Origin of the sequence: Mastigocoleus sp. MO_188.B34, from assembly GCF_030065675.1 — a bacterium.
In the GTDB taxonomy this organism is placed as follows: domain Bacteria; phylum Cyanobacteriota; class Cyanobacteriia; order Cyanobacteriales; family Nostocaceae; genus Mastigocoleus.
In genome coordinates this window covers 15,493-41,926 of sequence record NZ_JASJDK010000013.1, presented here as the reverse complement: position 1 = coordinate 41,926, position 26,434 = coordinate 15,493, and the positions used below count along the sequence as shown (strand labels likewise).

17 protein-coding genes and 1 CRISPR repeat array are annotated in these 26,434 nt (G+C 39.8%); of the genes, 9 read left to right on the top strand and 8 right to left on the bottom strand.

Features of this window, described 5'->3' with window-relative positions; translation table 11 throughout:
- Positions 1–327: 327 nt before the first annotated feature.
- Together QNJ50_RS04880 and QNJ50_RS04875 are read left to right on the top strand one after the other, a co-directional pair.
- Positions 328–2,106, top strand: coding sequence for an SWIM zinc finger domain-containing protein (locus QNJ50_RS04880; protein WP_300632725.1), 1,779 nt, complete (start codon positions 328–330; stop codon positions 2,104–2,106).
- 221 nt (positions 2,107–2,327) lie between these two features.
- Positions 2,328–3,815: a CRISPR direct-repeat array (repeat unit 37 nt; unit sequence GTTTCAATCCCGCAAGCGGGATTAAGTAATTTGAAAG).
- A gap of 318 nt (positions 3,816–4,133) precedes the next feature.
- Complete coding sequence (locus tag QNJ50_RS04875; protein ID WP_300632723.1) at positions 4,134–4,502, top strand: DOPA 4,5-dioxygenase family protein; 369 nt, start codon at positions 4,134–4,136, stop codon at positions 4,500–4,502.
- 129 nt (positions 4,503–4,631) lie between these two features.
- Here QNJ50_RS04875 and lnt read toward each other — a convergent pair whose 3' ends face one another.
- Complete coding sequence (lnt, locus tag QNJ50_RS04870) at positions 4,632–6,380, bottom strand: apolipoprotein N-acyltransferase (protein WP_300632722.1); 1,749 nt, start codon at positions 6,378–6,380, stop codon at positions 4,632–4,634.
- A 24-nt stretch (positions 6,381–6,404) separates the two neighbouring features.
- Positions 6,405–8,996, bottom strand: a complete 2,592-nt coding sequence (gene gyrA, locus QNJ50_RS04865) for a DNA topoisomerase (ATP-hydrolyzing) subunit A (RefSeq protein ID WP_300632720.1) — start codon at positions 8,994–8,996, stop codon at positions 6,405–6,407.
- Positions 8,997–9,937: 941 nt separating this feature from the next.
- On the opposite strand from gyrA, the gene QNJ50_RS04860 reads away from it, so the two are divergent.
- Positions 9,938–10,852, top strand: a complete 915-nt coding sequence (locus QNJ50_RS04860) for a histone deacetylase (protein WP_300632719.1) — start codon at positions 9,938–9,940, stop codon at positions 10,850–10,852.
- Between the two features lie 283 nt (positions 10,853–11,135).
- Here QNJ50_RS04860 and QNJ50_RS04855 read toward each other — a convergent pair whose 3' ends face one another.
- Positions 11,136–11,924 carry an HAD family phosphatase gene (locus QNJ50_RS04855; RefSeq protein WP_300632717.1) on the bottom strand — a complete coding sequence of 263 codons (789 nt, stop codon included), beginning with the start codon at positions 11,922–11,924 and terminating at the stop codon, positions 11,136–11,138.
- A gap of 556 nt (positions 11,925–12,480) precedes the next feature.
- On the opposite strand from QNJ50_RS04855, the gene miaB reads away from it, so the two are divergent.
- Both miaB and QNJ50_RS04845 read left to right on the top strand, forming a co-directional pair.
- Positions 12,481–13,824: a tRNA (N6-isopentenyl adenosine(37)-C2)-methylthiotransferase MiaB gene (gene miaB, locus QNJ50_RS04850; RefSeq protein WP_300632715.1), complete on the top strand. Its 1,344-nt coding sequence runs from the start codon at positions 12,481–12,483 to the stop codon at positions 13,822–13,824.
- 392 nt (positions 13,825–14,216) lie between these two features.
- Positions 14,217–16,085: a bifunctional serine/threonine-protein kinase/formylglycine-generating enzyme family protein gene (locus QNJ50_RS04845; RefSeq protein ID WP_300632713.1), complete on the top strand. Its 1,869-nt coding sequence runs from the start codon at positions 14,217–14,219 to the stop codon at positions 16,083–16,085.
- A gap of 374 nt (positions 16,086–16,459) precedes the next feature.
- On the opposite strand, the gene QNJ50_RS04840 is transcribed toward QNJ50_RS04845, so the two are convergent.
- Positions 16,460–16,582: a hypothetical protein gene (locus tag QNJ50_RS04840; protein ID WP_300632710.1), complete on the bottom strand. Its 123-nt coding sequence runs from the start codon at positions 16,580–16,582 to the stop codon at positions 16,460–16,462.
- Positions 16,583–16,602: 20 nt separating this feature from the next.
- Between QNJ50_RS04840 and egtC the strand changes: the two genes are divergently transcribed.
- From egtC to egtD, 3 genes are all read left to right on the top strand, one after another.
- Positions 16,603–17,391: an ergothioneine biosynthesis protein EgtC gene (gene egtC / locus QNJ50_RS04835; protein ID WP_300632708.1), complete on the top strand. Its 789-nt coding sequence runs from the start codon at positions 16,603–16,605 to the stop codon at positions 17,389–17,391.
- Entirely contained in the window at positions 17,366–18,673 is a 1,308-nt protein-coding gene (locus QNJ50_RS04830; protein ID WP_300632706.1) for an ergothioneine biosynthesis protein EgtB, read from the top strand. Before egtC ends, QNJ50_RS04830 begins: the two co-directional genes overlap by 26 nt.
- A 405-nt stretch (positions 18,674–19,078) precedes the next feature.
- On the top strand, positions 19,079–20,110 hold the full coding sequence (egtD, locus tag QNJ50_RS04825; protein ID WP_300632703.1) for an L-histidine N(alpha)-methyltransferase: 1,032 nt from the start codon (positions 19,079–19,081) through the stop codon (positions 20,108–20,110).
- A 239-nt stretch (positions 20,111–20,349) separates the two neighbouring features.
- Here the strand turns inward: egtD and QNJ50_RS04820 are convergent, their stop codons facing one another.
- Complete coding sequence (locus tag QNJ50_RS04820) at positions 20,350–22,299, bottom strand: heavy metal translocating P-type ATPase (protein WP_300632700.1); 1,950 nt, start codon at positions 22,297–22,299, stop codon at positions 20,350–20,352.
- A gap of 378 nt (positions 22,300–22,677) precedes the next feature.
- Between QNJ50_RS04820 and QNJ50_RS04815 the strand changes: the two genes are divergently transcribed.
- On the top strand, positions 22,678–23,790 hold the full coding sequence (locus QNJ50_RS04815; RefSeq protein WP_300632695.1) for a precorrin-8X methylmutase: 1,113 nt from the start codon (positions 22,678–22,680) through the stop codon (positions 23,788–23,790).
- Between the two features lie 226 nt (positions 23,791–24,016).
- Here QNJ50_RS04815 and coaBC read toward each other — a convergent pair whose 3' ends face one another.
- The 3 genes from coaBC to QNJ50_RS04800 all read right to left on the bottom strand — a co-directional run bounded on the left by coaBC (position 24,017) and on the right by QNJ50_RS04800 (position 26,332).
- Entirely contained in the window at positions 24,017–25,216 is a 1,200-nt protein-coding gene (coaBC, locus tag QNJ50_RS04810) for a bifunctional phosphopantothenoylcysteine decarboxylase/phosphopantothenate--cysteine ligase CoaBC (protein WP_300632692.1), read from the bottom strand.
- Between the two features lie 113 nt (positions 25,217–25,329).
- The gene (locus QNJ50_RS04805) at positions 25,330–25,542 is read right to left on the bottom strand and encodes a DUF2555 domain-containing protein (protein WP_300632689.1); all 213 of its coding nucleotides are present in this window, start codon (positions 25,540–25,542) and stop codon (positions 25,330–25,332) included.
- A gap of 151 nt (positions 25,543–25,693) precedes the next feature.
- A complete protein-coding gene (locus QNJ50_RS04800; protein ID WP_300632686.1) occupies positions 25,694–26,332 on the bottom strand; it encodes an alpha/beta hydrolase in 639 nt (212 codons plus the stop codon).
- Positions 26,333–26,434: the final 102 nt, after the last annotated feature.

Genomic DNA, 26,434 nt, shown 5'->3' with positions numbered 1-26,434 from the left:
TATTTATTTTGCAGTTTAGAAACCAATCAGTGCAAACCTAATCAATTTTAGTTGCTTTTGCCTTTATGGTAATGATGATTTTGGGGATTGGGAATTAGGTAATTGGTAATGGGTAATGGGTAATTGGTAATGAGCATTAGCAATTGAGTAATAAGGAATGAATTGATAAGCTTATTCTGACTTCTGACTTTAAGCTTTTTGAAGTAGAGAAAATCTATCGACTAATTTGGGTTTAGAATTTATCCTGTAATATCCTGTGAAAGGTTGCTCCAAATGCTGAAATTTCTCGGGACGGTGGTTCGTAAGAACTATGCGTAAGTAACTCTAATGTCTATTCCCAAACTCAGCGAAGCATTTATCCGCGATCGCGCTAATGCTAAATCTTTTCAACGAGGTGAAGATTATTATCAAGTAGGTGCGGTTATTTCTTTAACTCTACGTGGCGACCTTCTACAGTCGGAAGTCGAAGCAAGGGAAATTGGAACCTATGCTGTTAGAGTAAAATTCGACCGCAATGGCATTCATTTCGCGGACTGTAATTGTGCTTATAATTTTGATGGATGGTGCAAGCACATTGTAGCCACAATGCTCATGTGCGTACGTCACCCTGAAAGCATTCAAAAACGTCCTACTTTAGAAAAATTATTAGATTCCTTGAACCATCTGCAAACCCAAAAGCTAGTACAAGATTTGGTTCAGGAATATCCCCATCTAATCGAAGATATTGACCAGCACGTAAGCTTAATAACCCAAACGGTAACACCTCAAAAATCTATTGCGGCTAAACCCATCCGTCAAGCTTTAGATACTGCACCTTTGCGCCGACAGGTACGTAACATTCTTCATGATGCAGTGCGCTATTGGGAAGATGGTTATGAAGACGACCCAATCCGCGAAGAATTACTAAGTTTAGTACAAACAGCCGTGGAGTTCTGCAATCACGGTGATGCACATAATGCTTTGGCGTTTTTGAGAGCAATTACTTCTACCTGTGTTGATAATTGGGAAGATGTAGAGCAATATGGCGCTGATAATGAAGAAATTGTTGAAGAACTGAATGATGCTTGGTGTGAAGCAATTCTTAGCGTTGAACTCACCCCGAAAGAGAAAACTGATTTACAGTTAAATTTGGAAGGATGGCAAGATGAATGGAATGCTGATTTCAGTTTGGCTTTAGAAGCATTGCGACAGGATTGGAATTATCCCCCACTATTGGAAGTTTTACAAGGACATATTACTCATTTAGGTGCTTGGGAAGCAGAACCTCCAGATTATGCTGATGATTTAGCTTTAGTTCGCTTAAAAATTCTCGAACGACAGCAACGTTATCAAGAATATCTCTATTTGGCGGAAGCAGAAGGACAAACTCAAGAATATCTGACAATGTTGGCGCGTTTGGGTCGGGTGGAAGAAGCAACAAAAGCCGCTCAAAACCAAATGACTTTAATGGAGGAAGCTTATACTCTTGCTCGCACATTAAAGATGCAGGGAGCATCCCAAGAAGCTTTAGATATTGCCCAAATGGGTTTAAAATTACCAGGTCATTCCCGTTATGAGTTAGGAACTTGGACTAGTGACTTAGCTGAAGAGTTAGGTAATCTTGAAGTCGCTTTAACATCAAGAAAAACTGCTTTTGCAGCTAGTCCATCTTTTGTTGATTACCAAACGATTCAAGATTTAGCTGGGGATAATTGGAAAATTGTCAAGCAAGATTTACTGGAAATTCTCCGGACTTATTTGGGTTGGAATAAGGAATCTGCAAAAGTAGATATTTTTCTGCGTGAAGGACTAATTGGCGATGCAATTAATACCGTCACCGACCTCAGTTCTTATCATGCAGAGTTAATCCATCGAGTAATGCGTGCAGCAATTAAGGAAAATCCTGATTGGGTGATTGCTAATGCCCGTAAACGTGCGGAAAAAATTATGAATGCGGGTAAATCAGAATACTATAAATTTGCTGTTGATTGGTTAGAGCAAGCACGCAATGCTTATTTAGAATCAGGAAGAAAAGCAGATTGGTCTGACTACAAAGAAAGCTTAATTCAACAGCATGTTCGCAAACGCAAATTAATGGGTTTGTTTAAGCAAGCGGGTATGGGGTGAGAAGAAGTAAAAAGTAAAAAGTAAGAAGTAAGAAGTAAAGAGTAAGGAGTAACTGATAACTCTAGACTTTTAAAGTTTTGATTTCCAAAGGAACGACTTTTAACAAACAAAATTAATGTAGGGTGTGTTAGACCCATTACTATATTTAATTCCTAAAGATAACTTAAATAGGTCTAACGCACCGTCTGCCGATTGGTTGTATTTGAGTAATTTATATACATGTTTCAATCCCGCAAGCGGGATTAATTTAAAAGCAATGAAAGCTTAGATGTTATAGCAGATACTTTCATGTTTCAATCCCGCAAGCGGGATTAAGTAATTTGAAAGGTGATTTTCCAATTTGAGCGCAACCGGCAGTGATGTTTCAATCCCGCAAGCGGGATTAAGTAATTTGAAAGTAGACCTTTGATTGTAAAGAAATGCAATTTTAGTTTCAATCCCGCAAGCGGGATTAAGTAATTTGAAAGACAACGCTTGTGGTTGTTTCATCACACAGGATGAAAGTTTCAATCCCGCAAGCGGGATTAAGTAATTTGAAAGAACTGAGGTCAGAGTTCTTGCTGGTGTGCAAGAATGTTTCAATCCCGCAAGCGGGATTAAGTAATTTGAAAGTAACTCTTTTAATCTGTTTGCAGTGCTAAATAAATGTTTCAATCCCGCAAGCGGGATTAAGTAATTTGAAAGTACTTTGTAAATTATTTATGGGTAGGCCTCAGCTAGTCGTGTTTCAATCCCGCAAGCGGGATTAAGTAATTTGAAAGTTCGGCCGGGCCGCTTTCCGTGGCAACATGGACGATTATGTGTTTCAATCCCGCAAGCGGGATTAAGTAATTTGAAAGTGGTATATTTAACCCTTCCGACATTTTCTTTTCTGAAGTTTCAATCCCGCAAGCGGGATTAAGTAATTTGAAAGTTCTGCGTATAGGTGTCCTATCAACAGAAGCTAAATGTTTCAATCCCGCAAGCGGGATTAAGTAATTTGAAAGATCCAGAAGTTCTGTGCAAAATCTGTTAGCTGACGGTTTCAATCCCGCAAGCGGGATTAAGTAATTTGAAAGAAGCCCAAAGCCTAATTCTAGCTGAGGTTGCCAAAGTTTCAATCCCGCAAGCGGGATTAAGTAATTTGAAAGTCCTCTTCTTTCTGCGAGGACGCCTTCTTTTCTTTGGTTTCAATCCCGCAAGCGGGATTAAGTAATTTGAAAGAAGGCATGAATTCTTCTTGGATTTGAAAGTTTTCTAGTTTCAATCCCGCAAGCGGGATTAAGTAATTTGAAAGTTTTTCAATGAAGATTTCTCCCTCACTATACTTATGGTTTCAATCCCGCAAGCGGGATTAAGTAATTTGAAAGTTCCAGCTTCGCTTAAAAGCTTCCCAAGACTTCAGTTTCAATCCCGCAAGCGGGATTAAGTAATTTGAAAGGCATTAAAATCTGGCGTTCGTCTGCCAATCGCACAAGTTTCAATCCCGCAAGCGGGATTAAGTAATTTGAAAGTTCTCTTCATCTTCGCGAGTATTGCAAGCTGTTTGTTTCAATCCCGCAAGCGGGATTAAGTAATTTGAAAGTGCCAGGGGACATAAAAGTAAAATCCCCAGATAACCGTTTCAATCCCGCAAGCGGGATTAAGTAATTTGAAAGATCCATCAATATCAAAAAGCGGAAGTAGAAGGTAAGTTTCAATCCCGCAAGCGGGATTAAGTAATTTGAAAGTCTGCAATCTGAAACCCAATAATAAAGGTATTTCCACCACCTATTTTGACGGGGGAATTAAAAAACCCAATTTCAGCAATCGCAGAAACATGAAACATCAAGTAAATAACTCCTGAAAGTATTGAATTGTCAAGGTTCTGACGATTTGACGGGACACAGGGGTTTTCGACCTCGCTTTCCCCCGTCAAAAATATTGTAGCAGCGCTCCAAATAAAGTCAATCAAAAAACTTTTTGTAAGTAAAACTCTTAACCCAAACGGCATAACTAATTCAGATTTAAACTGAAACCATAACTCATTAATTTAGTTTTCAGTTTTTATGGAATTTCAAGATATCAAATTTCAAGATATTAATCTAATTACAGGCTACCATGCCCACGTTTACTTTGATGAATCCACCTGCGAAAAAGCAACAGCATTATGTGAAGAAGCAGGAAAACTATTTTCAGTAAGAGTAGGTCGCGTGCATCGCAAACCAGTTGGACCCCATCCCTGCTGGAGTTGTCAACTTGCTTTCGATCGCGAACAACACGCAGACTTACTATCTTGGTTAGCCTTAAATCGCCAAGGTTTAATAGTTTTAATTCATCCCCTAACAGGAAACGACTTGAAAGACCATACCGATTATGCTTCTTGGATGGGAGAGCCACAAGCATTAAATCTTGGTGTTTTATCAGTTAACACTTAACAGTTATCAGTGACCAGTTATCAATTTATGGCTAACGCCACGCCCTTACGGGCTACAGTTAGTTTTCCCACCCAATCGCCATTCACCGTAAGGTGCGGGCTCACCCCAGTCGCCAGTCCCCAATCCTCATTACCCAATCACCAAAAACAAAAAACTCAAACCCAATAAAACAGGAGTCAACCAATCACCCCAACGCACATATAAAGTTTGCGATCGCCGACGATAAATATTTTCTGCATGGATCTCGTAGGTATTATGTCCAGAAATCCAAATTGTTTTACCGTGGGGATTAACAAAGGCTGAGTAACCTGTGTTTGTTGCTCTTACCGCCCATCTGTCGGTTTCTATCGCTCGCATGATATCTTGAGCGTGGTGTTGAGCTGGCATTGCTTCACTAAAATGAGCATCGTTAGAAGGACTCAAAATAAATTCTCCACCTTGGGATGCTTGATAGCGAAACAGTTCAGGAAATGCTGAACCATAACAAATAACTGTGATCGCTCTCCCAAATGGAGTCTCAAATATTTGATCTGCTTCTCCAGGAACTTGATGTTCGTCTAGAGGTGATAAACGTTTGACTATACCACCAATAATCTCCCGAAAAGGAACGTATTCGCCCATAGGGACTAGTTTTGCTTTGTCATAACGACTAAAAACTTCACCGTCTCCGGTAAAGGTAAACAAACTATTGGTGTAAGTTCCCTGTTTTTGTTGAGCAAAACCACCAATCCAAGCTAATACACCTTTTTCTCTCACTGCTGCGACTAAGGAACTGCGAAGAATTCTGCTTTTAAAGAAAGGTAAAGCTCCTTCGGGTGTCAGCACAGCATCGACATCTTGCTCGACTAAATTTAAATACCCGTTCGTATAATGATTTAACGCCCTTTGTTTGCCGTATTCAGTTAATTTGATTGTATTTGGAACATTACCTTGAACAATTCCCACTTTTAACTGTGTTTCTGCTGTGTCTTGCAGAGGAATACTATATAAACCAAACCCGATCAGATGGGAAACTACCAGTATTAATACAGCAGATCCTAAATAAATCGATGCTGGAGAAGTTCTGACAACAGAAGAATTTCTTGCTGTTTTATTACCTGGCTTATTGGTTGTTTTATTCGCCCTTCGTGCATACTTGATCCAAGCTTCTGCTAACAAGCAATTAACTGCAACTATCACTGCAGTAATAGTTGTAGTACCAGAAATTTGTCCCAAATGAAGAATTACCAAATTTTGTGGGCTTTGGGTATAAGCAAGAGAACTCCACCATAGAGGACCAGAAGTCCAAATTGCTTCAAGGAGACACCATACAGATGTACCGACTAAAACTCTGAACCATGGAGAATTCTGAGCTTTAAACCCAAACTTAAATTTAAAACTTGAATGAAAACGTGAATTTAAACTTGAATTTAGACTTGAATTCAAATTGGAATTGAAGCTTGAAATCAATTTTGAATGAAAAATCCAATTACAGATTAATACCCACGTTATTGCAAGTGCAGTTCCCCACAAAGTAATAAACGACCAACAAAAAAGCGCGATCGCTAAACTTGCTAACCAAGGAACCCCCATCCATGTCATGGGATGAATTCCAGTAATCCAAGAAAGGGACATACCATAATATCCAATTCCCCATCCTAAAGCAGTTAAAAATGAAGATTTTATCCCCTTTTTTACTTTTGATTGTTCGTTACCGCTCGACTTTTCGTTACCAACCACAAAAACCCATAAAGGAGACAGGGCTAACCATGCTAAAAACCAAGCCCCAAAGGGAGCAACAGTTAACCCCATTAGAATTCCACTAACTAAAGCTGTTAGAAACTTGAAGTTATGAGTTTTGAGTTTGATATGTGTATTTAAACCCATCTTTAAACTCATTACTCACAACTCCATTGCTTATAACTATTCTTCTGTTTCTTCTGTATCTTCATCATTATCTGCAGCATCACCGGTATCCGGAGGAACTATTGCTACACCCATGATTGCATCTTCCACGTCCAAACGTTGTACTCGAACTCCAGTAGCAGAACGCGACTGAATGGAAATTGCATTCACAGCTTGGCGAATAATAATTCCTCGACTGGTAACCATCATGATTTCATCATCATTACCAACAATATGTAAAGCTGCTAACCGATCTTGAACTTTACGATTTTTGAACTTAGTTGCCATTAAACCTTGTCCAGCACGGTTTTGTAGGCGGAATTGGGAAACAGGTACCCGTTTACCGTAACCTCCCATAGTAATTACCATTACCCAAAGAGCAGTAGAGCCATTGCTATTTAGCTCTAAAGTATCTCCATTTTCCAACTCTTCTACTTCATTTTCTTCAGCAACAGCTTCGCTATCAGTATCTATGTTGGCAAGAATTGCTGCAGGAAGAATATCCATTCCTACCAATTCATCCCCTTTACGCAATTTCATGGCTTTGACACCGCGAGTTGCTCTACCCAAGGGACGCAGCTGTTCGTTACTGCATTGGAAATGAATCGCCATTCCCTGGCTGGAACCGATAATTACGCTATCTTCGGCTTTAGCTCGTCGCACCCACCGCAGTTGATCACCTTCTTCTAAGGAAATTGCAATTAAACCATTGGCGCGAATATTACTAAATGCTGCTAATTCTGTTTTCTTGATATTCCCACCCTTGGTTAGCATAACAAGATATTCATCACTAGTAAATTCGCTAACCGGGACGATTGAAGTAATCTTTTCTTCCTTAGGTATGGGTAACATTTGCACAATCGGAGTTCCCCGACTGGTACGGGAACATACCGGAATTTGATATGCCCTCAGACAGTAGACAACACCACGTTCACTGAAGAATAGTACGCTATCATGGTCGCAACAGGTTAAGAAATGCTCGACATTATCATTTTCTTTAACTTTTGCTGCCGCTTTACCTCTTGTGGCACGACTTTGCGCCTCAAAAGTGTTAACTGGCATTCTCTTAATGTAACCTTGCTGAGTAAGCAAAATCACAGCTTTTTCATTAGCAATTAAATCATGATCTGCCAAATCTCCTTCTGCATGGGTAATTACCGTACGTCGGGGATTCGCATGAGTATCTTTAAGCTGTTTAACTTCAGTTTCAATAATTTCTAGTATTCTTTCCCGTCTTGCCAAAATATCTTGCAAGTCGGTAATTAAAGCTTGTAATTCTTCATGTTCGTGACGGATTTTATCAGCTTCTAAGGCGGTTAAACGGCGTAACTGCATTTGCAAAATAGCATCGGCTTGTGCTGTAGACAAACCATAGTTACCGATTAGTTCACCTTTTGCTGTTGGTGCATCAGGTGCATGACGAATTAAGCTAATAATTGCATCTAATTGGGATAAAGCAATCAAATAACCCTGCAAGATATGGTCTCTTTCTTCAGCTTTCCGCAATTCATAATTTGTTCTTCTAGTAATTGCTTCAATGCGGAAATCTAAGAATACTTGCAAGAACTTTTTGATCGTGAGTAACTGAGGCTCACCATCCACCAAAGCAAGCATATTTGCGCCAAAATTAGCTTGCAGTGGCGTTTGTTTGTAGAGATTATTTAAAATAACGCGGGGATAGGCATCACGTTTAAGTTCTATGACTATTCGCATCCCATCACGATCGCTTTCGTCTCGGATATCAGCAATACCTTCAATCCTTTTATCATTGACCAGTTCAGCAATTTTTTCAATTAATCCTGCTTTATTGGTCTGATATGGGAGTTCTGTAACAATTATTGCTTCTCGGTCTGGGCGTCCCCGTTGTTCAATTGTTTCAATTGTTGCCACCCCACGCATGGTAATCGAACCACGTCCGGTGGTGTAGGCTTCTTTGATTGCCGAAGTACCCAGAATTTGACTCCCTGTTGGGAAGTCTGGTCCGGGAATATACTTCATCAATTCCGTATCTGTAATTTCTGAATTATGAATCAGCGCAATCGTTCCATCAATTAATTCACCCAGGTTATGGGGAGGAATATTGGTCGCCATCCCAACAGCAATTCCGGAAGAACCGTTGAGTAATAATTGGGGAACCCTTGCTGGTAAAACGGTTGGTTCTTGTTGAGAACCGTCAAAGTTGTCCGCGAAGTCTACTGTTTCTGACTCAATGTCTCGAAGCAAAGCATCACTAGTCAAAGCATGCAAACGACATTCGGTATATCGCATTGCAGCTGGAGGATCGTTATCTACAGAGCCAAAGTTACCGTGCCCTTGAATTAAAGGCACTCTCATAGAAAAATCTTGCGCCATCCGCACTAGGGAATCGTATACCGCAGTATCGCCATGGGGATGATACTTACCTAATACTTCCCCGACCACACGAGCACACTTTCTGAAAGGACGGTCTGAGGTCAATCCCAGTTCATGCATGGCGTAGAGAATGCGACGATGCACGGGCTTAAGACCATCCCTGGCATCTGGCAGCGCCCGACCCACGATGACACTCATCGCATATTCTAAGTAAGACCGGGACATTTCATTCCGCAGATCGGTCGGGATAATCGTCATAACCTAAAAAACTCCAAAAATCGCAATTTTTAGCGTTTACCCTGGAAAAACCAAAATTATTCCCAGCAAATATCGAGTAATTGCTATAATTTGCTACAATTCTAGCACATATTAGTCTTTTTCGCCGGAAAAACTGGCTTTAGACAAAACAAGAAATACGAAAGAAAAAATAAAAAGAATCAATCAATTTTTTCCATTTTCCAAGGGCAACAGGTCTACAAGTCTAGCAGTGAAATGTAATTGAATAAACCAGGCAAAATAAGTGATATTTGGCAAAAAAAATACCAGTAGTTACACGCTGATACTTAAAAAATAATGCAGGTTTCCCTAAAGCCTTTGCTGAAAAGGGTTTTCAGGGTATGACAAAGGGTCTAATTTGGTGCCTGAAAAATTGAAGTTATACCTATATTTAGCAATAATAAAAGATTAAATTTGAAAAAAAATAATCTTATAGAAGGATAAATAAATAATTAAAAGAAAATATTACTATTATGAAGCGGTAATTGCAATAATAAAACCACTTTTAATAATTGCTAAAATAAGGTGATAATTATCAATTATCCAAACTTCAGAAAAATAAAGCGATATTACTTGGTAAAAATAATAAAATAACTCAATATAATAGCTGATTCAAACGATAATAAAACCTACTACAGGGGATTTGTGATTAGAAATTGGCGATTGGGATATTATTTTTCTAGTTATGGTTTACCACTTAAGTAGGTTAGTAAGAAAAATCATAACTTATTTGTAATAGCGCTTTAGCGCTAAAGCGCTACTACGAGCCAAATACGATTATTTTATATTTCTTTACATGGTTTACTTTTTTCTTGCCCACTTACTTACATCTTACTGATTACTAATCTCTAATCCAGATTCCCAAGTATCAACCCAGTCTCAAATACCAATCCAGTCTCCAGTCGTCGATTGCGAATTCCCTAATGTTACTCATATACTCCGACGAATTTTTAGAACATAAAACCGGGCAATTTCACCCAGAAAAACCGGAACGTTTAACAGCGATTCAAAATGCGATCGCAGCCAGCGACTTTGCTGATCGCGTTGAATGGAAATTACCAACTTCAATTGCAGAGCGTTCTGTACTACCTTGGGTAGAATCAATTCACACCTCAAATTACATTCAAAAAGTTGCTGCGATCGCCGAAGGTGGAGGTGGTTATCTGGATACGGATACTGCAATTTCTCCTCGTAGTTATGATGTTGCACTATTAGCGGTAAGTGCTTGGCTAGATGGGGTAGATGCTGTATTAGAAAAAGGTAAGCCGACTTTTGTGCTTGCGCGTCCCCCAGGACACCATGCTGAAAGTAACCTAGGAATGGGATTTTGTTTATTTTCCAATGCTGCGATCGCAGCCCATTATGCACTAAAACAGCCAAAAGTAAACCGCGTCGCAATCCTTGACTGGGATGTACATCACGGTAATGGAACCCAAGCATTAGTCGAGTCTCACTCAGAAATAGCTTATTGTTCTCTACACGAATATCCCTGCTATCCGGGAACGGGAAAAATTACCGAACGAGGTTTTCACAACAATGTCCTCAATTTACCCATTCCTCCCAACAGTGATGTTCAACTTTATCAGCAAGCTTTTGAGAGAGAAGTCATACCGTTTTTATCTAAATTTGCACCAGATTTACTCATAGTCAGTGCAGGTTATGATGCAAATGCAGATGACCCCCTAGCCACAATTAATCTTCAACCAAGGGATTACGGTTTATTTACGGAATATTGTTTGGGAATTACTTCTAAAATTCTCTTTGGTTTGGAAGGTGGGTACGATTTATCTGCACTTGCGAAGTCAGTTGTGGCGACCATTGAGAAATGTTTGGGTTGATGCTCTCACTTTTACACTTCGTAAAATCAAAATTATTTCGTAAAATCAAAATTATATTGATTCCACATTCAGTATAAATACTTTGATTACATATGCTGTAGACACTTTTGCATTAATTTTATTTGAAAAAAGTATTAGATACGATTAAATTTTTGATTTGATTCTTCCAGGGTATTTCCCGCTCAAGTGTGGTGCATTGCGATATTCCGGGAATTAGGGATTGGCAATTGGTAACTAATGACCAATTACCAATTACCAATTACCCATCACCAATTATCGTCAACTACGAAACAACAGAACTATTGGTCAACATTTCACTCAGGTCAGATACTACAATATCCGCTCCATTATCTTTAAGAGCTTGCGCATCACCTTCGCGATCAACCCCAATTACTAATCCAAAACCACCAGCACTACCAGCTTGAACGCCGGAAATAGCATCCTCTACAACCACTGCTCTTTTTGGTTCTATACCCAACATCTCAGCCGCTTTAAGAAAAGTATCTGGTGCTGGTTTACCTGGAATTTTTAACTGAGCTGCAACTTTACCATCAACTCTAATCTTAAATAATTCTATAATTCCAGCAGCTTTGAGCACAATTTCACAATTTTTACTAGATGAAACTACTGCAGTTTTAATCCCTTGAGACATGAGATGCTTTACCCAGTCCACAGAACCAGAGTATACTTCAACACCTTCTGTTTCTAAAACTAAATGAACGAATTCGTTTTTACGATTACCCACACCACATATTGTTTTAGCTGTGGGATCGTCTTCAAGGGAACCTTGGGGTAAGTGAATATTTCTCGATTCTAGAAAACTTTTTACCCCTTCATAACGGGGTTTACCATCCACATAAAGTTTGTAATCTGTTTCAATTTCAAAAGCTTGAAATGGAATATCGTTTTCTTTGGCGTGTTGTTGAAGAAATTCATCAAAGGTCTTTTTCCAACAACTTGCGTGAACTTTTGCAGTTGCTGTTAGTACGCCATCTAAATCAAATAGAACAGCATCAAATTTATCTGGAGTTACAGAATAATTCACTTGGTTTGGGATCCTATCTGGAGTCATCTTACTTATAGAAGTTAGCTAATGAATATTAGTTCTTGTGTATACTAGCCGTCATCTTAATTGATTATTTATCAGTAAACAGTGTAGCGTTTGCGCAGCGAGGTCTCAGCGTGGCGTTAGCCATACAGTAATCAGTTATCAGTGAAAAGGTAACTGATTACCCAATCGCCAGTCGCCAGTCGCCAATCCCCAATCTTAGTGACAAATTTCCACTTTAATAGTATATTGAAAATTTATTTACCAAAATTTTAGATAAATGTAGGTAAATTTAGTCGATAATATACAATCGATCCTAAGTTTTACTAATACATAAGCACTGATTATTCAAGCTCAATGCTTAAAGGGTCGGCGAACCTTAATATTAGCCAGTAGTCAGGAAAGTTAGTCAAAGAAACTAACAAAAATAAACTAAAAAATCCAGATGAGGGTTCGTAGTTAATCCAGCAAGAATAATATCTTGTAAAACTAATATTCGTAGCCAGCTAGGTCTACCTTAATTAGTAACTATAGTTAATGTAAAACTGCTAAATCCTGCGTTTAATCAGTTGAGCTGCATATGACCACTTTACAAACCCGTCGCTATCACATCACCACCTTTGGTTGCCAGATGAACAAAGCCGACTCAGAGCGCATGGCTGGCATTCTAGAAGATATGGGCTTTGAGTGGTCGGAAGACCCGAATAGTGCCGATTTAATTCTTTACAATACCTGTACCATTCGGGATAATGCCGAGCAGAAAGTTTACTCTTATCTCGGTCGCCAAGCAAAACGCAAGCACTCTCAACCGAATTTAACGTTGGTTGTTGCTGGTTGTGTAGCTCAACAGGAAGGAGAAGTTTTATTACGGCGGGTACCCGAATTAGATTTGGTTATGGGTCCGCAACATGCTAACCGTCTGAAAGATTTACTGGAAGAAGTTTTCGATGGCGGTCAAGTAGTGGCGACTGAGCCGGTTCACATTATGGAGGATATCACCAAGCCCCGTCGCGACAGTGCGGTAACGGCTTGGGTAAATGTGATTTACGGCTGCAACGAACGCTGTACCTATTGCGTGGTTCCCAACGTGCGGGGTGTGGAACAGTCCCGGACGCCAGAAGCCATTCGCGCGGAAATGGAAGAAATTGGACGACAGGGTTATCCAGAAGTAACCTTACTCGGACAAAATATTGATGCTTATGGGCGAGATTTACCGGGAGTTACCCCAGAAGGTCGTCACAAACATACCTTCACGGATTTGCTTTATCACGTCCATGACGTTGAGGGAATTGAGCGCATTCGGTTTGCGACTTCCCATCCCCGTTATTTTACTGAAAGATTAATTAAAGCATGTGCCGAATTACCCAAGGTTTGCGAACATTTTCATATTCCGTTTCAATCAGGTGATAACGAAGTACTCAAACAGATGAGACGCGGTTATACCCATGAAAAATATCGTCGCATCATTAACAAAATTAAGGAGTACATGCCAGATGCATCAATTAGTGCAGATGCGATCGTTGGATTTCCGGGCGAAACGGAAGAACAGTTTGAGAATACTTTGAAGTTAGTAGCAGACATTGGCTTTGACCAATTAAATACTGCAGCATATTCACCCCGTCCGGGTACGCCAGCAGCATTTTGGGACAACCAATTAAGTGACGAAGTAAAAAGTGATCGCCTCCAACGTTTAAATCACCTAGTAGCCCAAAAAGCCGCAGAACGTTCCGGGCGTTACATGGGACGGATTGAAGAAGTGTTGGTGGAAGACCAAAATCCCAAAGATAAAACTCAGGTAATGGGGCGTACAAGGGGTAATCGTCTAACTTTCTTTGCAGGTGACATCAAGGAACTTAAAGGAAAGTTAATAAAAGTTAAAATTACCGAAGTTCGTGCTTTTAGCTTGACTGGCGAACCAATCTAGTACTGCTATGCGGAAGTCATTAGCGTAAGCGTGTCCGTAGGACATAAGTTAAAAGTCAAAAGTCATTAGCGGCTAGCGTAAGCGTACCGTAGGTTATGACGCTGTCGCGTCACACTGCGTTAATGCGTGTCCGTAGGACATAAGTTGAAACAAAACAGACCCCACTAGGTTGTAATTTAGCTCCGTGGGGGTAAGTTTTGCTATTAGGACAAGGGAAATTCACAAAATCTATGAGAGTCAGGGAAATAAAGAAATCAAGTAGTGTGATGGAGAAATGCTTTTCATCATCTTCTCACTACCAATTACCCATTACCCGTTACCAATTACCAACAATACTTTAATTTATTTAATCTTGGGGCTAGCTTTGGAAAAGATGTGTTTTTTTGCTTGCTATGCGAATTTGCCAAAATCCCAATTGCTCTAACCCCTTCAACGCAGCTGAAAATAAATTTTGTGTCAGTTGCGGACAAAATAACTTTGGTGAATTGTTAAGAAATCGTTATGTTGTTTTGAAGTTATTGGGTGAGGGAGGTTTTAGTCAAACTTACGCTGCAGAAGACGTAGATAGATTAAATGCTCCTTGTGTAATTAAGCAGTTTCTACCTCAGATTCAAGGAACGGGAGCCAGAATCAAAGCCGCTCAACTATTTAAGGAGGAAGCTTTTCGATTATATGAACTGGGAGAAAATCATATTCAAATTCCCAGATTATTAGCTTTTTTTGAGCAAGGTGCTAGTTTGTATTTGGTTCAGGAGTTTATTGAAGGAGAAACCCTGTATCAAGAAGTACAAAAACAACCATTTACAGAAACAAAAATTCAATATCTTTTACAAGACCTGTTACCTGTTTTAGACTTCATTCATTCACGGAATATTATTCACCGCGATATCAAGCCAGAAAATATTATCCGTCGTGCAAGTGATGACAAACTGGTTTTAATTGACTTTGGTGGTGCAAAACAAGTAACGCAAACGAGTTTAGCAAGACAGGCTACAGCAATATACACCATAGGTTATGCTCCAAACGAACAAATGGCGGGATACCCCTGTAATGCGAGCGATCTGTATGCTTTAGGTGTTACTTGCATCCGACTTTTAACCCAATGTTTGCCCGTGCAAGATACCTGTGGTAATTTACAAGACTCACTTTACGATCCCATGGGCGGTCAGTGGTTGTGGAGAGAATTATTAAAGAAACGAGGTGTGAGAATTAGCGATCGCTTGGGGAAAATTCTCGACAAATTATTAAAAAATCTTGCAAAGGAAAGATATCAATCAGCGGCGGAAGTATTACAGGATTTAAATGCTCGGGATTTGAGTCAGGCTGATTCTAATCCTGTTACTAATTTTTCTGGTTCCAGTTCGGTTAAAACATCCGAAGATAAATTATATCCCTTGAAAAATATCTCAAACTCCGTACTCCCCCCATTAGAAAGCTTTAAATTTAATGTGGTGACGGTAGATGCTGGTGGGAGAGAAATTAAACGCCTGCAAGGTCAAGCCAAACAATATCGGGAAGAAATCAATAACAGTGTCAGTTTGGAAATGGTCTCCATCCCAGACGGTACCTTTATGATGGGTTCCAAAGAGTATGAAGGAGATCCGGGAGAGCGTCCCCAACACTTGGTAACCATTCAGTCTTTTTTTATGAGTAAATATCCTATTACTCAAACCCAATGGAAAGCTGTTGCGGCTTTACCAATAGTCAAAAAACCTTTAAATCCTAATCCTTCTAAATTTAGAGGTATGAGTCGCCCGGTAGAAAATGTATCTTGGGCTGAAGTTCAAGAATTTTGTGCGCGGTTAGCAAAGAAAACCGGGAAAAATTATCGTTTACCCAGTGAAAGTGAATGGGAATATGCTTGTCGCGCCGGTACTACTACACCATTTCATTTTGGTGAAACAATTACTACTGACTTAGCAAACTGTAGTGGTGCAGATACTTATGCTTTTGAGCCTAAAGGTAAACAACGTAAAGAAACTACACCAGTAGGAAGTTTCGAGGTGGCGAATGCCTTTGGTTTATTTGATATGCATGGGTTAGTGTGGGAATGGTGTGCTGACCCTTGGCATAAAAATTATGATGGTGCACCTGCTGATAATTCCGTTTGGGAATTAGGTGGAGACGAGCATCGTCGGGTGCTTCGGGGTGGTTCTTGGAGTTTTAGTCCAGTATTATGTCGCAGTGCAAGTCGCAGTTGGAATGAAGCCGATGGAGGTTTAAGAGTATGTGGTTTTCGAGTAGTTCTATCTGATTTTTAGGACTGCAGGATAAATTATCTGAAGTATTAGTTATCTGAAGTGTCAGGTTAGCAGATATAATTTTAACAATGTAAACTTTACGTTAACTTTACATACAAGATTAATTAGAGAATTTATTTATTCTGCTTTATTTTACTTTATTTCATAACTTAATTTTGAATTCACTATCAATAATTCTTTATTGACGTACTCTTATCTACCCCAAAGGCTTTGAATGGAACATCGTTATAACTCCTGACCCCTATACAGACGCGTTAGCACTTAGCGACAGCGTACCGGATCCGTAGGTAGCAAAGCTATAGGTATTGCATGACCGCAAGGTTATCATGTTCTGTCTATACGACCTCTGACTTCTGACTCCTGATTTCTGGTTTCTAACTCCTGACTCCTGTAGAGACGTAGCATGCTACGTCTCTACCTACGACTTCTGACTTCTGACTCTTGACCTCTGACTCCTGACTTCTGACTCCTGTTAGTGTAACTTGACCATAGGTCATTCTGATTATTTCTGAAATTTATGTGTCGATTACTCGCTTATATCGGTTCGCCAGTTTCTTTAGAACATCTACTTTACAACCATGAAAATTCCTTGATCGTTCAAAGCTATCAACCAAAAGAAATGATTTATGGGAATGTAAGTGTTGATGGTTTTGGAATCGGCTGGTACGATGCAAACAAGAGTAATGAACCATTTATTTACAAAAGTGTTTTACCAATTTGGAATGATATAAATCTTCCCGAACTCAGTCGCTATGTTGAATCAGAATGTATACTGTCTTACATTCGCAGTGCAACTCCCGGTCAAGGACTAGATCTTAGTAATAGTCAGCCTTTTAGGTATAAGGATTTACTTTTTACTCATAATGGTAAAATAAATAACTTCCGACAGACGCTCTACATTCCTATTCGCGAAGAATTAAACGATGAATTCTACAAATGCATTGATGGAACTACAGATTCAGAGCATATTTTTGCTTTTATACTAAATTATTGGCAAGCTAACCCCAGTAAAACTTTAGAGCAGGTTTTAAGTGTAACCTTGCTTACTCTGAAAGATTGGGCGCAAAAGCATCAAACTTACATCAACGCTAATTTAGTACTTAGTGACGGTAATAAAATTGTTGCTTCGCGTTTCAGTAGCAAGTCCAACCCTCCCTCCCTTTATTGGCTAGAAGAAGATTCCACTTTTTCCGGTGCTGTAGTCATTGCTTCCGAGCCTTTATTCGAGGGAAAATGGACCCCTTTCCCAAAAAATAGCATTATGAGTGTAGGGACAAATCTTGAAATCCAAATACAGCAAATTTAATAACCGTCCAACTAAAGCGGCGATTAAAGAAGCAATATTTCATACCTTTGTTCAATGTCGTCGCAAGACTTTGGCTTTATTTGAAGGTATCGATGAAGCTACTTTTCGCCATCAAGCCCATCCTGACTTTAGTCCTTTGGGCTGGCATTTAGGTCATATTGCTTATACTGAATCTCTATGGTTATTGGAACATAGTGCGGGCTTGACTCCTTTGTTCCCCCAATACCGTAAACTATTTGCAGCCGATGGATTACCAAAATCAAAACGTGTCAATTTACCTGATATTAAAGAAGTTCGTTATTATTTGGACACCATTCGCAGCAGAGTATTAGAGTATTTGGAGGTTGCTGACTTGGAACGGGAAGAACGCTTGTGGCGTTTTCTAATTCAACATGAAAGTCAGCATAGCGAAACAATTGCTTTCGTTCAACATTTGATCGCCAATCAAAATTTTAATGCCTTCACTGCAAATTTATCTGTAAAATTATCTACCTACCAACAAAACCTAGAAATTGGTAATGACTTTGGTACTTTGATTTCCCCTGAAACAGTGAAAATTCCAGCCGGAGAGTTTGAAAGGGGTTGCGATCGCATTGATTCCTTGGATAACGAAGGTCCAAAGAAAACTGTATACACTGATACGTACTATATAGATAAATATCCCGTTACCTGCGGTCACTATCGACAATTTATGAAAGCTGGAGGCTATCAAAATTCTCAATGGTGGTCTGAAGAAGGTTGGGAATGGCTACAAAATGAAGGAGTAAAACAACCCCTGTACTGGCAAGATGACTCGATGTGGGATAATCATCCAGTTTGCGGTGTAAGCTATCATGAGGCTGCTGCTTATGCCAAATTTATGGGTAAAAGGCTTCCCACAGAAGCAGAATGGGAAAAAGCTGCAAGGTGGGATGCAGAAGCAAAACATAGTAGAAGATATCCTTGGGGAGACAAAACTCCTACAAAGCAAGATTGTAACTACGATACTACAAATGCTAAAACAACTCCCGTCCAATCTTATCCATCGGGACAGAGCGCCTATGGTTTATATGACACCTTAGGTAATGTCTGGGAATGGACCACAACTTGGTTTCATGCTTATGAAGGTTTTAATAATTATCCCTATGTAGGTTACTCCAAAGCTTATTTTGACCAGAAACATCGAGTTTTGAAAGGTGGAAGTTGGGCGACTCGTCCTTGGGTACTGCGTTGTAGTTTTCGCAATTGGTATCATCCTGGGGTACGACAGATTTTTGCTGGGTTTCGCTGTGCTAAAAGTTAGTAATTGACGATCGCTAACTTTAGAATTTTTCCTAGTAACTGGTTTGTGATTTATAGCAACTTTTTACTATTAATTTGCTGAAACTTGTTCGCTCTGCATTACCTAAATTGTGGTATGGCAAATATGTAGTCAAAATCAAATAACAATTACATTAAAAAAAATAATTATACACTCTAAGTATTCCTGAATTAGCCTCGGTGATTGAGATTGAGTGTACAGTTATTGCTCGTATTGCTAAACTAATAATTCAAAGCAGCTCAATTTAATGAGACAATCTCCAAAAGATAGTCCCAAAATAAATTCTCGCTAGACGTGACGCTATCTAGAATCGGTAATTTTTAACTGAATTCTTGTTAAGGTTTACTATTTCTTAGTAATCCTTCACGTTAAGCTATTGGAGGTTTAATGGCATCTTTTTCAACTACCAGCAGTAACAGTATTTCTGAGAAAAATCTTGAGGAGCGCTTACGCTTAGAACACCTACTAGAAGTAAAACCAAATCATTCTTCCACTGCTGGAATTGATGTAATTGAGGGATTAAATAAATATCCCAAAACCCTTACACCTCGCTACTTATACGACGATAAGGGTTCAGAATTATTCGAGCAAATTTGTGAATTACCGGAATACTATCCTACACGAACTGAAAAGTCAATATTAGAGCAATATTCTAGTGAAATAGCTCAAATTACAGGAGCTTGCGAACTTGTTGAATTGGGTAGTGGTAGCTCAACAAAAACTCGTGTTTTGTTAGATGCTTATAAAAACTTAGGTTATCCCTTGCGTTATCTTCCAATTGATGTCAGCGCGGGTATCTTAGAAAGTAGTGCCAGACAATTGTTGGCTGATTATCCTTCGATGCAAATTCATGCTCTTGCTGGAACCTATGAATTAGCATTAGAAAAACTAGAATCAAGCAAATTATCAAGTCGCTTAATTTGTATTATTGGCGGAACCTTAGGAAATTTAAAACCTGCTGATTTCGATCTTTTTATCTCTCAAATAACTGGATCTCTCCAACCAGGGGAATATTTTTTGGCTGGTGTAGATTTACGCAAACCAAACCATATTATTGAAGCTGCTTACAATGATTCTGCGGGAGTTACAGCAGCTTTCAATTTGAATGTTCTCGACCATTTAAATTGGCGCTTCAATGGTAATTTTAATAGATCGCAGTTCGAACACTGGGCATTTTTTAACGATGTAGAAAGTCGCATTGAAATGCATCTACGTTCTTTGCGATCGCAAACTGTTGAGTTACAAGCTTTGAACCTCAAAGTTGAGTTTGAAGCCGGTGAAACTATCCGCACGGAGATTTCTCGTAAATTCGACTTTAACCAAATTCAGGAACAATTAAAGAAAAATGGTTTGAAACCTGTGAAGGTGTTTACCGATCCCAATCAATGGTTTGCTGTCATTCTTTCTCAGCGTCCTTAATTTTTTGTCAGTACATTAGTGATTGGAGATAAATTTAGATATCTCCAGTCCATAATTGACGTGTTAGCGCAAGCCTGTAAGCCTAACTTAGGTATAATCATATTTGATTTTTGTTGGCGTCAGCCTGCGCTTCGCGCTTAAAAACATATAGGGTGTGTTAGCCGTACTCGTAACGCACTGTTGATAAAACTTTTGTACGAAGCGCGCAAATACATCGTGCACCCTTGTACATTAAGTCTTTATCTAGTGCTATTTCTAAGTAAGCGTAAACCACTAAGGGTAACTAGTACCGTCGAACCTTCATGACCTATAACTCCCAATGGTAGATTTATCCCAGCTGTAAAGTTAGCAACTAGTAGGATGGCGATACTAAATAATGCAAATATGATATTTTGTTTAATTACTTTGGTTGCACGCCTTCCAAGACGAATAGCGGTCATGATTTTTTCCAATCGATCCGCCATTAAAACTATATCTGCAGTTTCTAAGGCTATATCGCTACCCGCATTACCTAAAGCAATTCCTACAGAAGCTGTAGCTAAAGCAGGTGCATCATTGATTCCGTCCCCTACCATGGCGACTGTTTGATATTCCCTTTGTAGACGACGAATAACCGTTACTTTATCTTCTGGAAGAAGTTCCGCATAAACTTCATCGATCCCCAATTGCTGACCAATATGACGAGCGGTGCGATCGCTATCCCCACTGAGCATAATTATTTGCTTGAGACCAAGTTTTTTTAAGCGTTTGACAATTGTTTCAGCAGCAGGACGAATTGTGTCTGCAACAGCAATCATTCCCAAAACTTCTGAATCTGAAGTCACCCAAACGATGGTATTACCTTGTGCTTTTAGAGATTCGCTTGCTATCACAAGATTTTTGGGAAGATGTGCAGATAATTGAGAGATTTCAGGTTCGATAAATTTAGTCGTACCAACTTTGATTTGTTTTCCTGCAATTTCACCACTAATACCAAAACCAGTGCGAGCAACTGCGTTTGTAGTAGGTGGTAAATTCAATTCTTTGTCGTTAGCAGCTTGGACAATTGCTTGACCAATGGGATGTTCGGAATAAGCTTCTACAGCTGCTGCATTAAGTAAAACTGTATTTTCATCTACACCTGCAACAGGAATTATTTTTGTAACTTCAGGTTTTCCCGTAGTGAGAGTTCCAGTTTTATCAAAGGCGATCGCTTTAATTTTGCCGATTAATTCTAACTGAGCTCCATTCTTAAACAAAATACCCTGTCGCGCTCCATTGGCAATACCCGATAATAATGCTGGCATAATTGCAGCCATTAACGCACAGGGAGAAGCTACAACCAAAAAAATCAAAGCCTTATAAATAGTAGTTTCCCAATCCCAATTGAATAAAAATGGAGGAAGGATAATCAGCAATACACCACATATCACAATTACTTTTGCATAACCGCGCTCCAAACGTTCGATAAAAATCTGTGATGGAGGTGCTTCGGTTTGGGCTTGCTCCACCAAACGAATTACCCTTTGGATTAAACTACTTTCCGGCGGTTGATTTATTTCTAGTATTAATGCTCCTGCACCATTAATAGTTCCAGCAAAGACTTCATCACCAATACTTTTTTCTACCGGTAATGACTCTCCTGTTATGGAAGCTTCGTTGAGACTACTAGCACCTTCAACAATTAGGGCGTCGGTGGGGATCAATTCTCCTGGTTTAACTAAAAGCCTGTCACCTATTTGTAATTCTTCAATTGGAACTTGTTTTTCCCGATCGCGCAACATTAATCTTGCAGTATCCGGAGTTAAACCCATTAAACTTGCGATCGCGCGGTTTGTTTTTTGCATGGCGTAACCTTCCAACGCCCCACTAATAGCAAAAATCAGGATTAATACCGCACCATCAATGATTAAATGATATTCTCGTCGCCAAAGACCTAAAAAAGCTGCACCTAACGCCGCAACTATCATTAATAGATCGACATCGAGTTCCTTTTCTTCAATCAGAGTTGTTAGACCTTCTTTCGCACTTTCATAACCACCGATCGCATAGGCTGCAGGAAGCACAAATAAAGCCAATCCGATCCAATTGAATGCTAAGAAAAGCCATCCTATTAACACTAATACAGCACAAGTCACAGCCGCCACAGCCTCTGGATGGTCGGCGAAGATTTTTTTGAAGTTTGGTTTAGTAAGAGAGTATGTAATCATGAGAGATTGGGGATTGGCGTTCGGAGCGCACGCTCCGCGTACGAACAGCGATTAGGAATTGGGGATTGGGGATTGGCGTTAGCGTCTAACACAGCATACTGAATTTGTAGTTAGTCCAGCTAAAGGCTGAACAACGACGCCACAGACTCTAGGTATTGTGTCACCGCGCGTTAGTATTCGCCGCGAGCGGCGCGGTCTAGCGGGACACGTTAGTGTACACAGCATCATATAGGGATTAGCTATTGGGGATAGAGAATAGAAATTTCCCAATCGCCATATGCCGCTTGCGACGGCACGCAGTGCTATCGCCAGTCCCCAATCCCTCTTTAAACCCTAAACCTTGACATCAATGTTAAAGTCAAGGGCTAAAATAAAAACATGGCAACTCAACTTTTAACAATCAAGCAATTAACAGAAGAAGTTGGTGGTGGTTTGACTCCGAGGATGGTTAGGCACTATCACAAGTTAGGATTATTACCACAAGCACAACGTTCTTCAGGTAACTATCGCCTTTATACAGATGATGATGTGCGCCATTTACGGCGAATTGTGGCGTTAAAATCCCAAGGTTTTCAACTCGACCATATCCGCAAATTACTTGCAACTAATCCCGGAGCAACAAACTTTGACAGCTTAACCACTCAACTGCAACAGCAATATCAGTCCGTAATGGAACAGTTAGTGCGTTTGCGACAAACAGCATCAGCCTTAGAAGGTGTACTCGGACGCGATCGCAACTGTCAAAATATTCAAGCCCAAGCATTGGGACAATTACGACAAATTGAAATTGAATCTAGTTTTGGTTTAGAAGAATTAGAGCAACTTTGGGATGGCTTAGATGCAGCTTGTGACGCTCACCCCGAAGATTTTAGCGAGTCTTTGCAACGACTATTACCAGATTTGTCTGACAAGAATGAAATTGAAAGGGATCTACTTTCCAAATTAGTACTAGCTTGCGGCGATGTCAGCTTGATAGACTTTGTGCGTTTGAGTTCGGGTGCGATCGCTTCCGCTCGTCACAACCTCAAAGCTAAATGTGAAATTGTTGCTGATGTTTCTCCAGTTGTCGCTGCTTTGGACCATACTCGCATCGCACATTTAGGTTGTAATGTCAAAACACTAATTGAAGATCCACATATTCATAGTGTAGACGAAGCCGAAAGAAAATTTTGGCAAAGTGGAGAATGCGATCGACAATTAAAACAGCTGGCTCCTCATTGTATTTTAGTCATTGGTTATGCGCCATCAGTATTGATATCAGCCTTAAAGTCAATTGAAAAAGGACAACTAAAACCATCATTAATTATTGGCATGCCTATTGGTTTTAGTCACGCTCCAGCAGCAAAACGAAGATTAATGCGAGCGGGTGTTGAATATATTACTACCAGTGGCACATTAGGTGGTGGGTTATTAGCTGCGGTTGCTCTCAATGCTTTGGTGGAGTCGTTAATTGAGAAGCCCAATTGTCATTGTTACTTGGGGAGAAAGTAATTTGTAATTTATCTCGGGTAGGGTGCGTTAGGTGCAAGACTATATATTTGTTTCAAGCAAGCTTCTCGAAAGCGCCGTAACGCACCGTCAAAGAATCATTACTTCTCGCAAGCTTATTTGTCAAATGAAGAATCAAGGATGCAATAGCAGTTACCTTAAATGATACTGGTAGCTCTTGAATCCTTATAGTTTGTCTAACTTCATTGAATCCAACGGCAAAAACTCCTTACAGAAAATCAAAGATATGATGTGCCATTTTCAACTTAGAACAAGGTGGGATTTCTATCTGTTGCCCCGACCGATCTAAAAATACGGCTTTATTTGTATCGCTACCAAAACCGCTATCGGGTTGGTCAATGGGATTAGCAATAATTGCATCTAAACTTTTTCGTTGCAGCTTCTCGAATGCAGGAGTGATAATATCTCCAGTCTGCGCAGCAAAACCAACTAATTTTTGCCGGGGTTGTTTGCGTCTGGCGATTTCAGCAATAATATCCGTGACAGGTTCCAAAGCTAAACTGTCTGGTAAGCGGTACTTTGGTAACTTGTGCTTACTATATTGAAGTGGTTTGACATCTGCCACAGCAGCCGACATAATAATTACGTCAGCAATCTGTAAATACAACATAATTGCTTGTCGCATTTCTTCAGATGTAACTACAGGAATTGCTTCTATTCCCAAAGGCACATCCCAAGTTACGGGTGCGTGAACCAAAGTTACTTTTGCTCCCCGATGTAAAGCAGCTTGAGCCAAAGCCAACCCCATTTTTCCCGTTGAAGGATTACCAATATATCGAACGGGATCGAGATATTCTCTAGTCCCACCCCCACTAACTAAAACCTGTTTCCCAAATAAGTCCCGTTCCCCTGCTGTGTGTAGTAAAGAATAGACATGGCTAACTATTTCAGCTGGTTCCGCCATTCGTCCCGCCCCAATGCGATCGCACGCCAGCAAACCAGATGCCGTTCCCATACTATGATATCGGCTGTCTGTTAATAATTTTTCCCAATTATCCCTGACCGTATGCTGCTCCCACATCTCAGTATTCATCGCTGGAGCTAAAAGTATGGGACACTTGGAAGCTAAAACAGTATTTGTTAATAAATTATCAGCAATTCCACAGGCTAACTTTGCTAAAGTATTAGCCGTCAAAGGAGCAATTACAAATACATCCGCCCATTCCCCCAACTCTATATGTAGTGGACGGGGATTACTCGACTTCCAAAACAATTCATCAATGTAAGCTTCATGGCGAGAAAGAGTTGCAAAAGTTAAAGGTGCAACAAATTTTTGCGCAGAATTAGTCAGAATAACTCGCACTTCCATTCCCGCTTGAAAAAGTGTGGAAACAACTTCACAAACTTTATAGGCGGCTATACCACCACCAACCCCCACAAGAACCTTTTTTAATTTTGAATCAGACATAAAAACTGGTAATAGTTAGTTGTTAGTTGTTTTGGTTGTTGTTTATCAAAAAATTACTAACTACTAACTATTAGCCAATTATAAAACCATAAATACAAGTATTTATGCTCCATTTATGCTTCGTCGTAAGCTTCCAAATCCAAAAGATGAATATAAGATTCAACTAACTCTGGACGTTGAAAAGCTATAGCTCGTAGCAAATGCCAATCATCCAAACCTTCAAAAGCATTGCTGTAATTATCTTGCTCCAAGCGTTCGGCTAATTTATCAACCTCAGTCGGAGTCATTGCTGCAATGTCTTTTTTAGAAATACTCAAAACCTTCATGATAATTGCCCCTCCCTTTAGCAGACTAAACCATCCAGCACCGGTTGAGTGCAACCAATGTTGCCACCCAATATATATTACTCATTGAGCGGGAATTTTTTCGTGAAAATATTCCGGATTTTTACTCGAATGTGTAAAAAGTATGTAACTTTCAATCAGGAATAATTTGGGTGACAAAATTCCGAACTAATTCTATCGTTGGGGGTTGAATTTCATGACCCATATTAAACTCATGGTACTGGAGAGTAACTCCCATAGATTCTAAAGTTTCTTTTGCGTTGATTGCAGCAGCTAATGGTACAACTTCATCATTTCTGCCGTGAATAATTAAGGTGGGTGGAAAAGAATTTTTACCTACAAAAGTGAGATTGGGATGCAAATATCCGCTCATGGAAACTAAACCGGCGAAGGGTAAAGTTAAGCCAATATCTAATGTCATTGCTCCCCCTTGAGAAAAACCGCTTAAAATTGTCCGCGATAAAGGTACATTTGTGGTTTTTTCTAAAGATTGCAACCAGTCCAATAGCATTTTTCGACTTTCTGGTAAGCCCTCCCCACTTCTTTCATTCATAAGTTCGTACCAAGCCCTACCAGTAGATGAATAAGGATGGGGAAAAGGAGCATTTGGAAACAGAAATTGATAGTCGGGTAAATTCAACAAGGATGAAAGTGGAGCTAAATCTTGGGAATTTGCTCCCCATCCATGCAACATTACAATTAAAGCTTTGGGTGCTTCCCCTGTATTTGGGGGTATGCTAATTACTTCTAAAGACAGAGACCAACCTCCCATCACAGTTAAGGATTTTCAAGAAATTCATACCATAATTTGTCACCAATGGGAGCCTACCAGGCTGTGCGATGGTAAATCAAATAAATGTCAAAAAGCCAACTA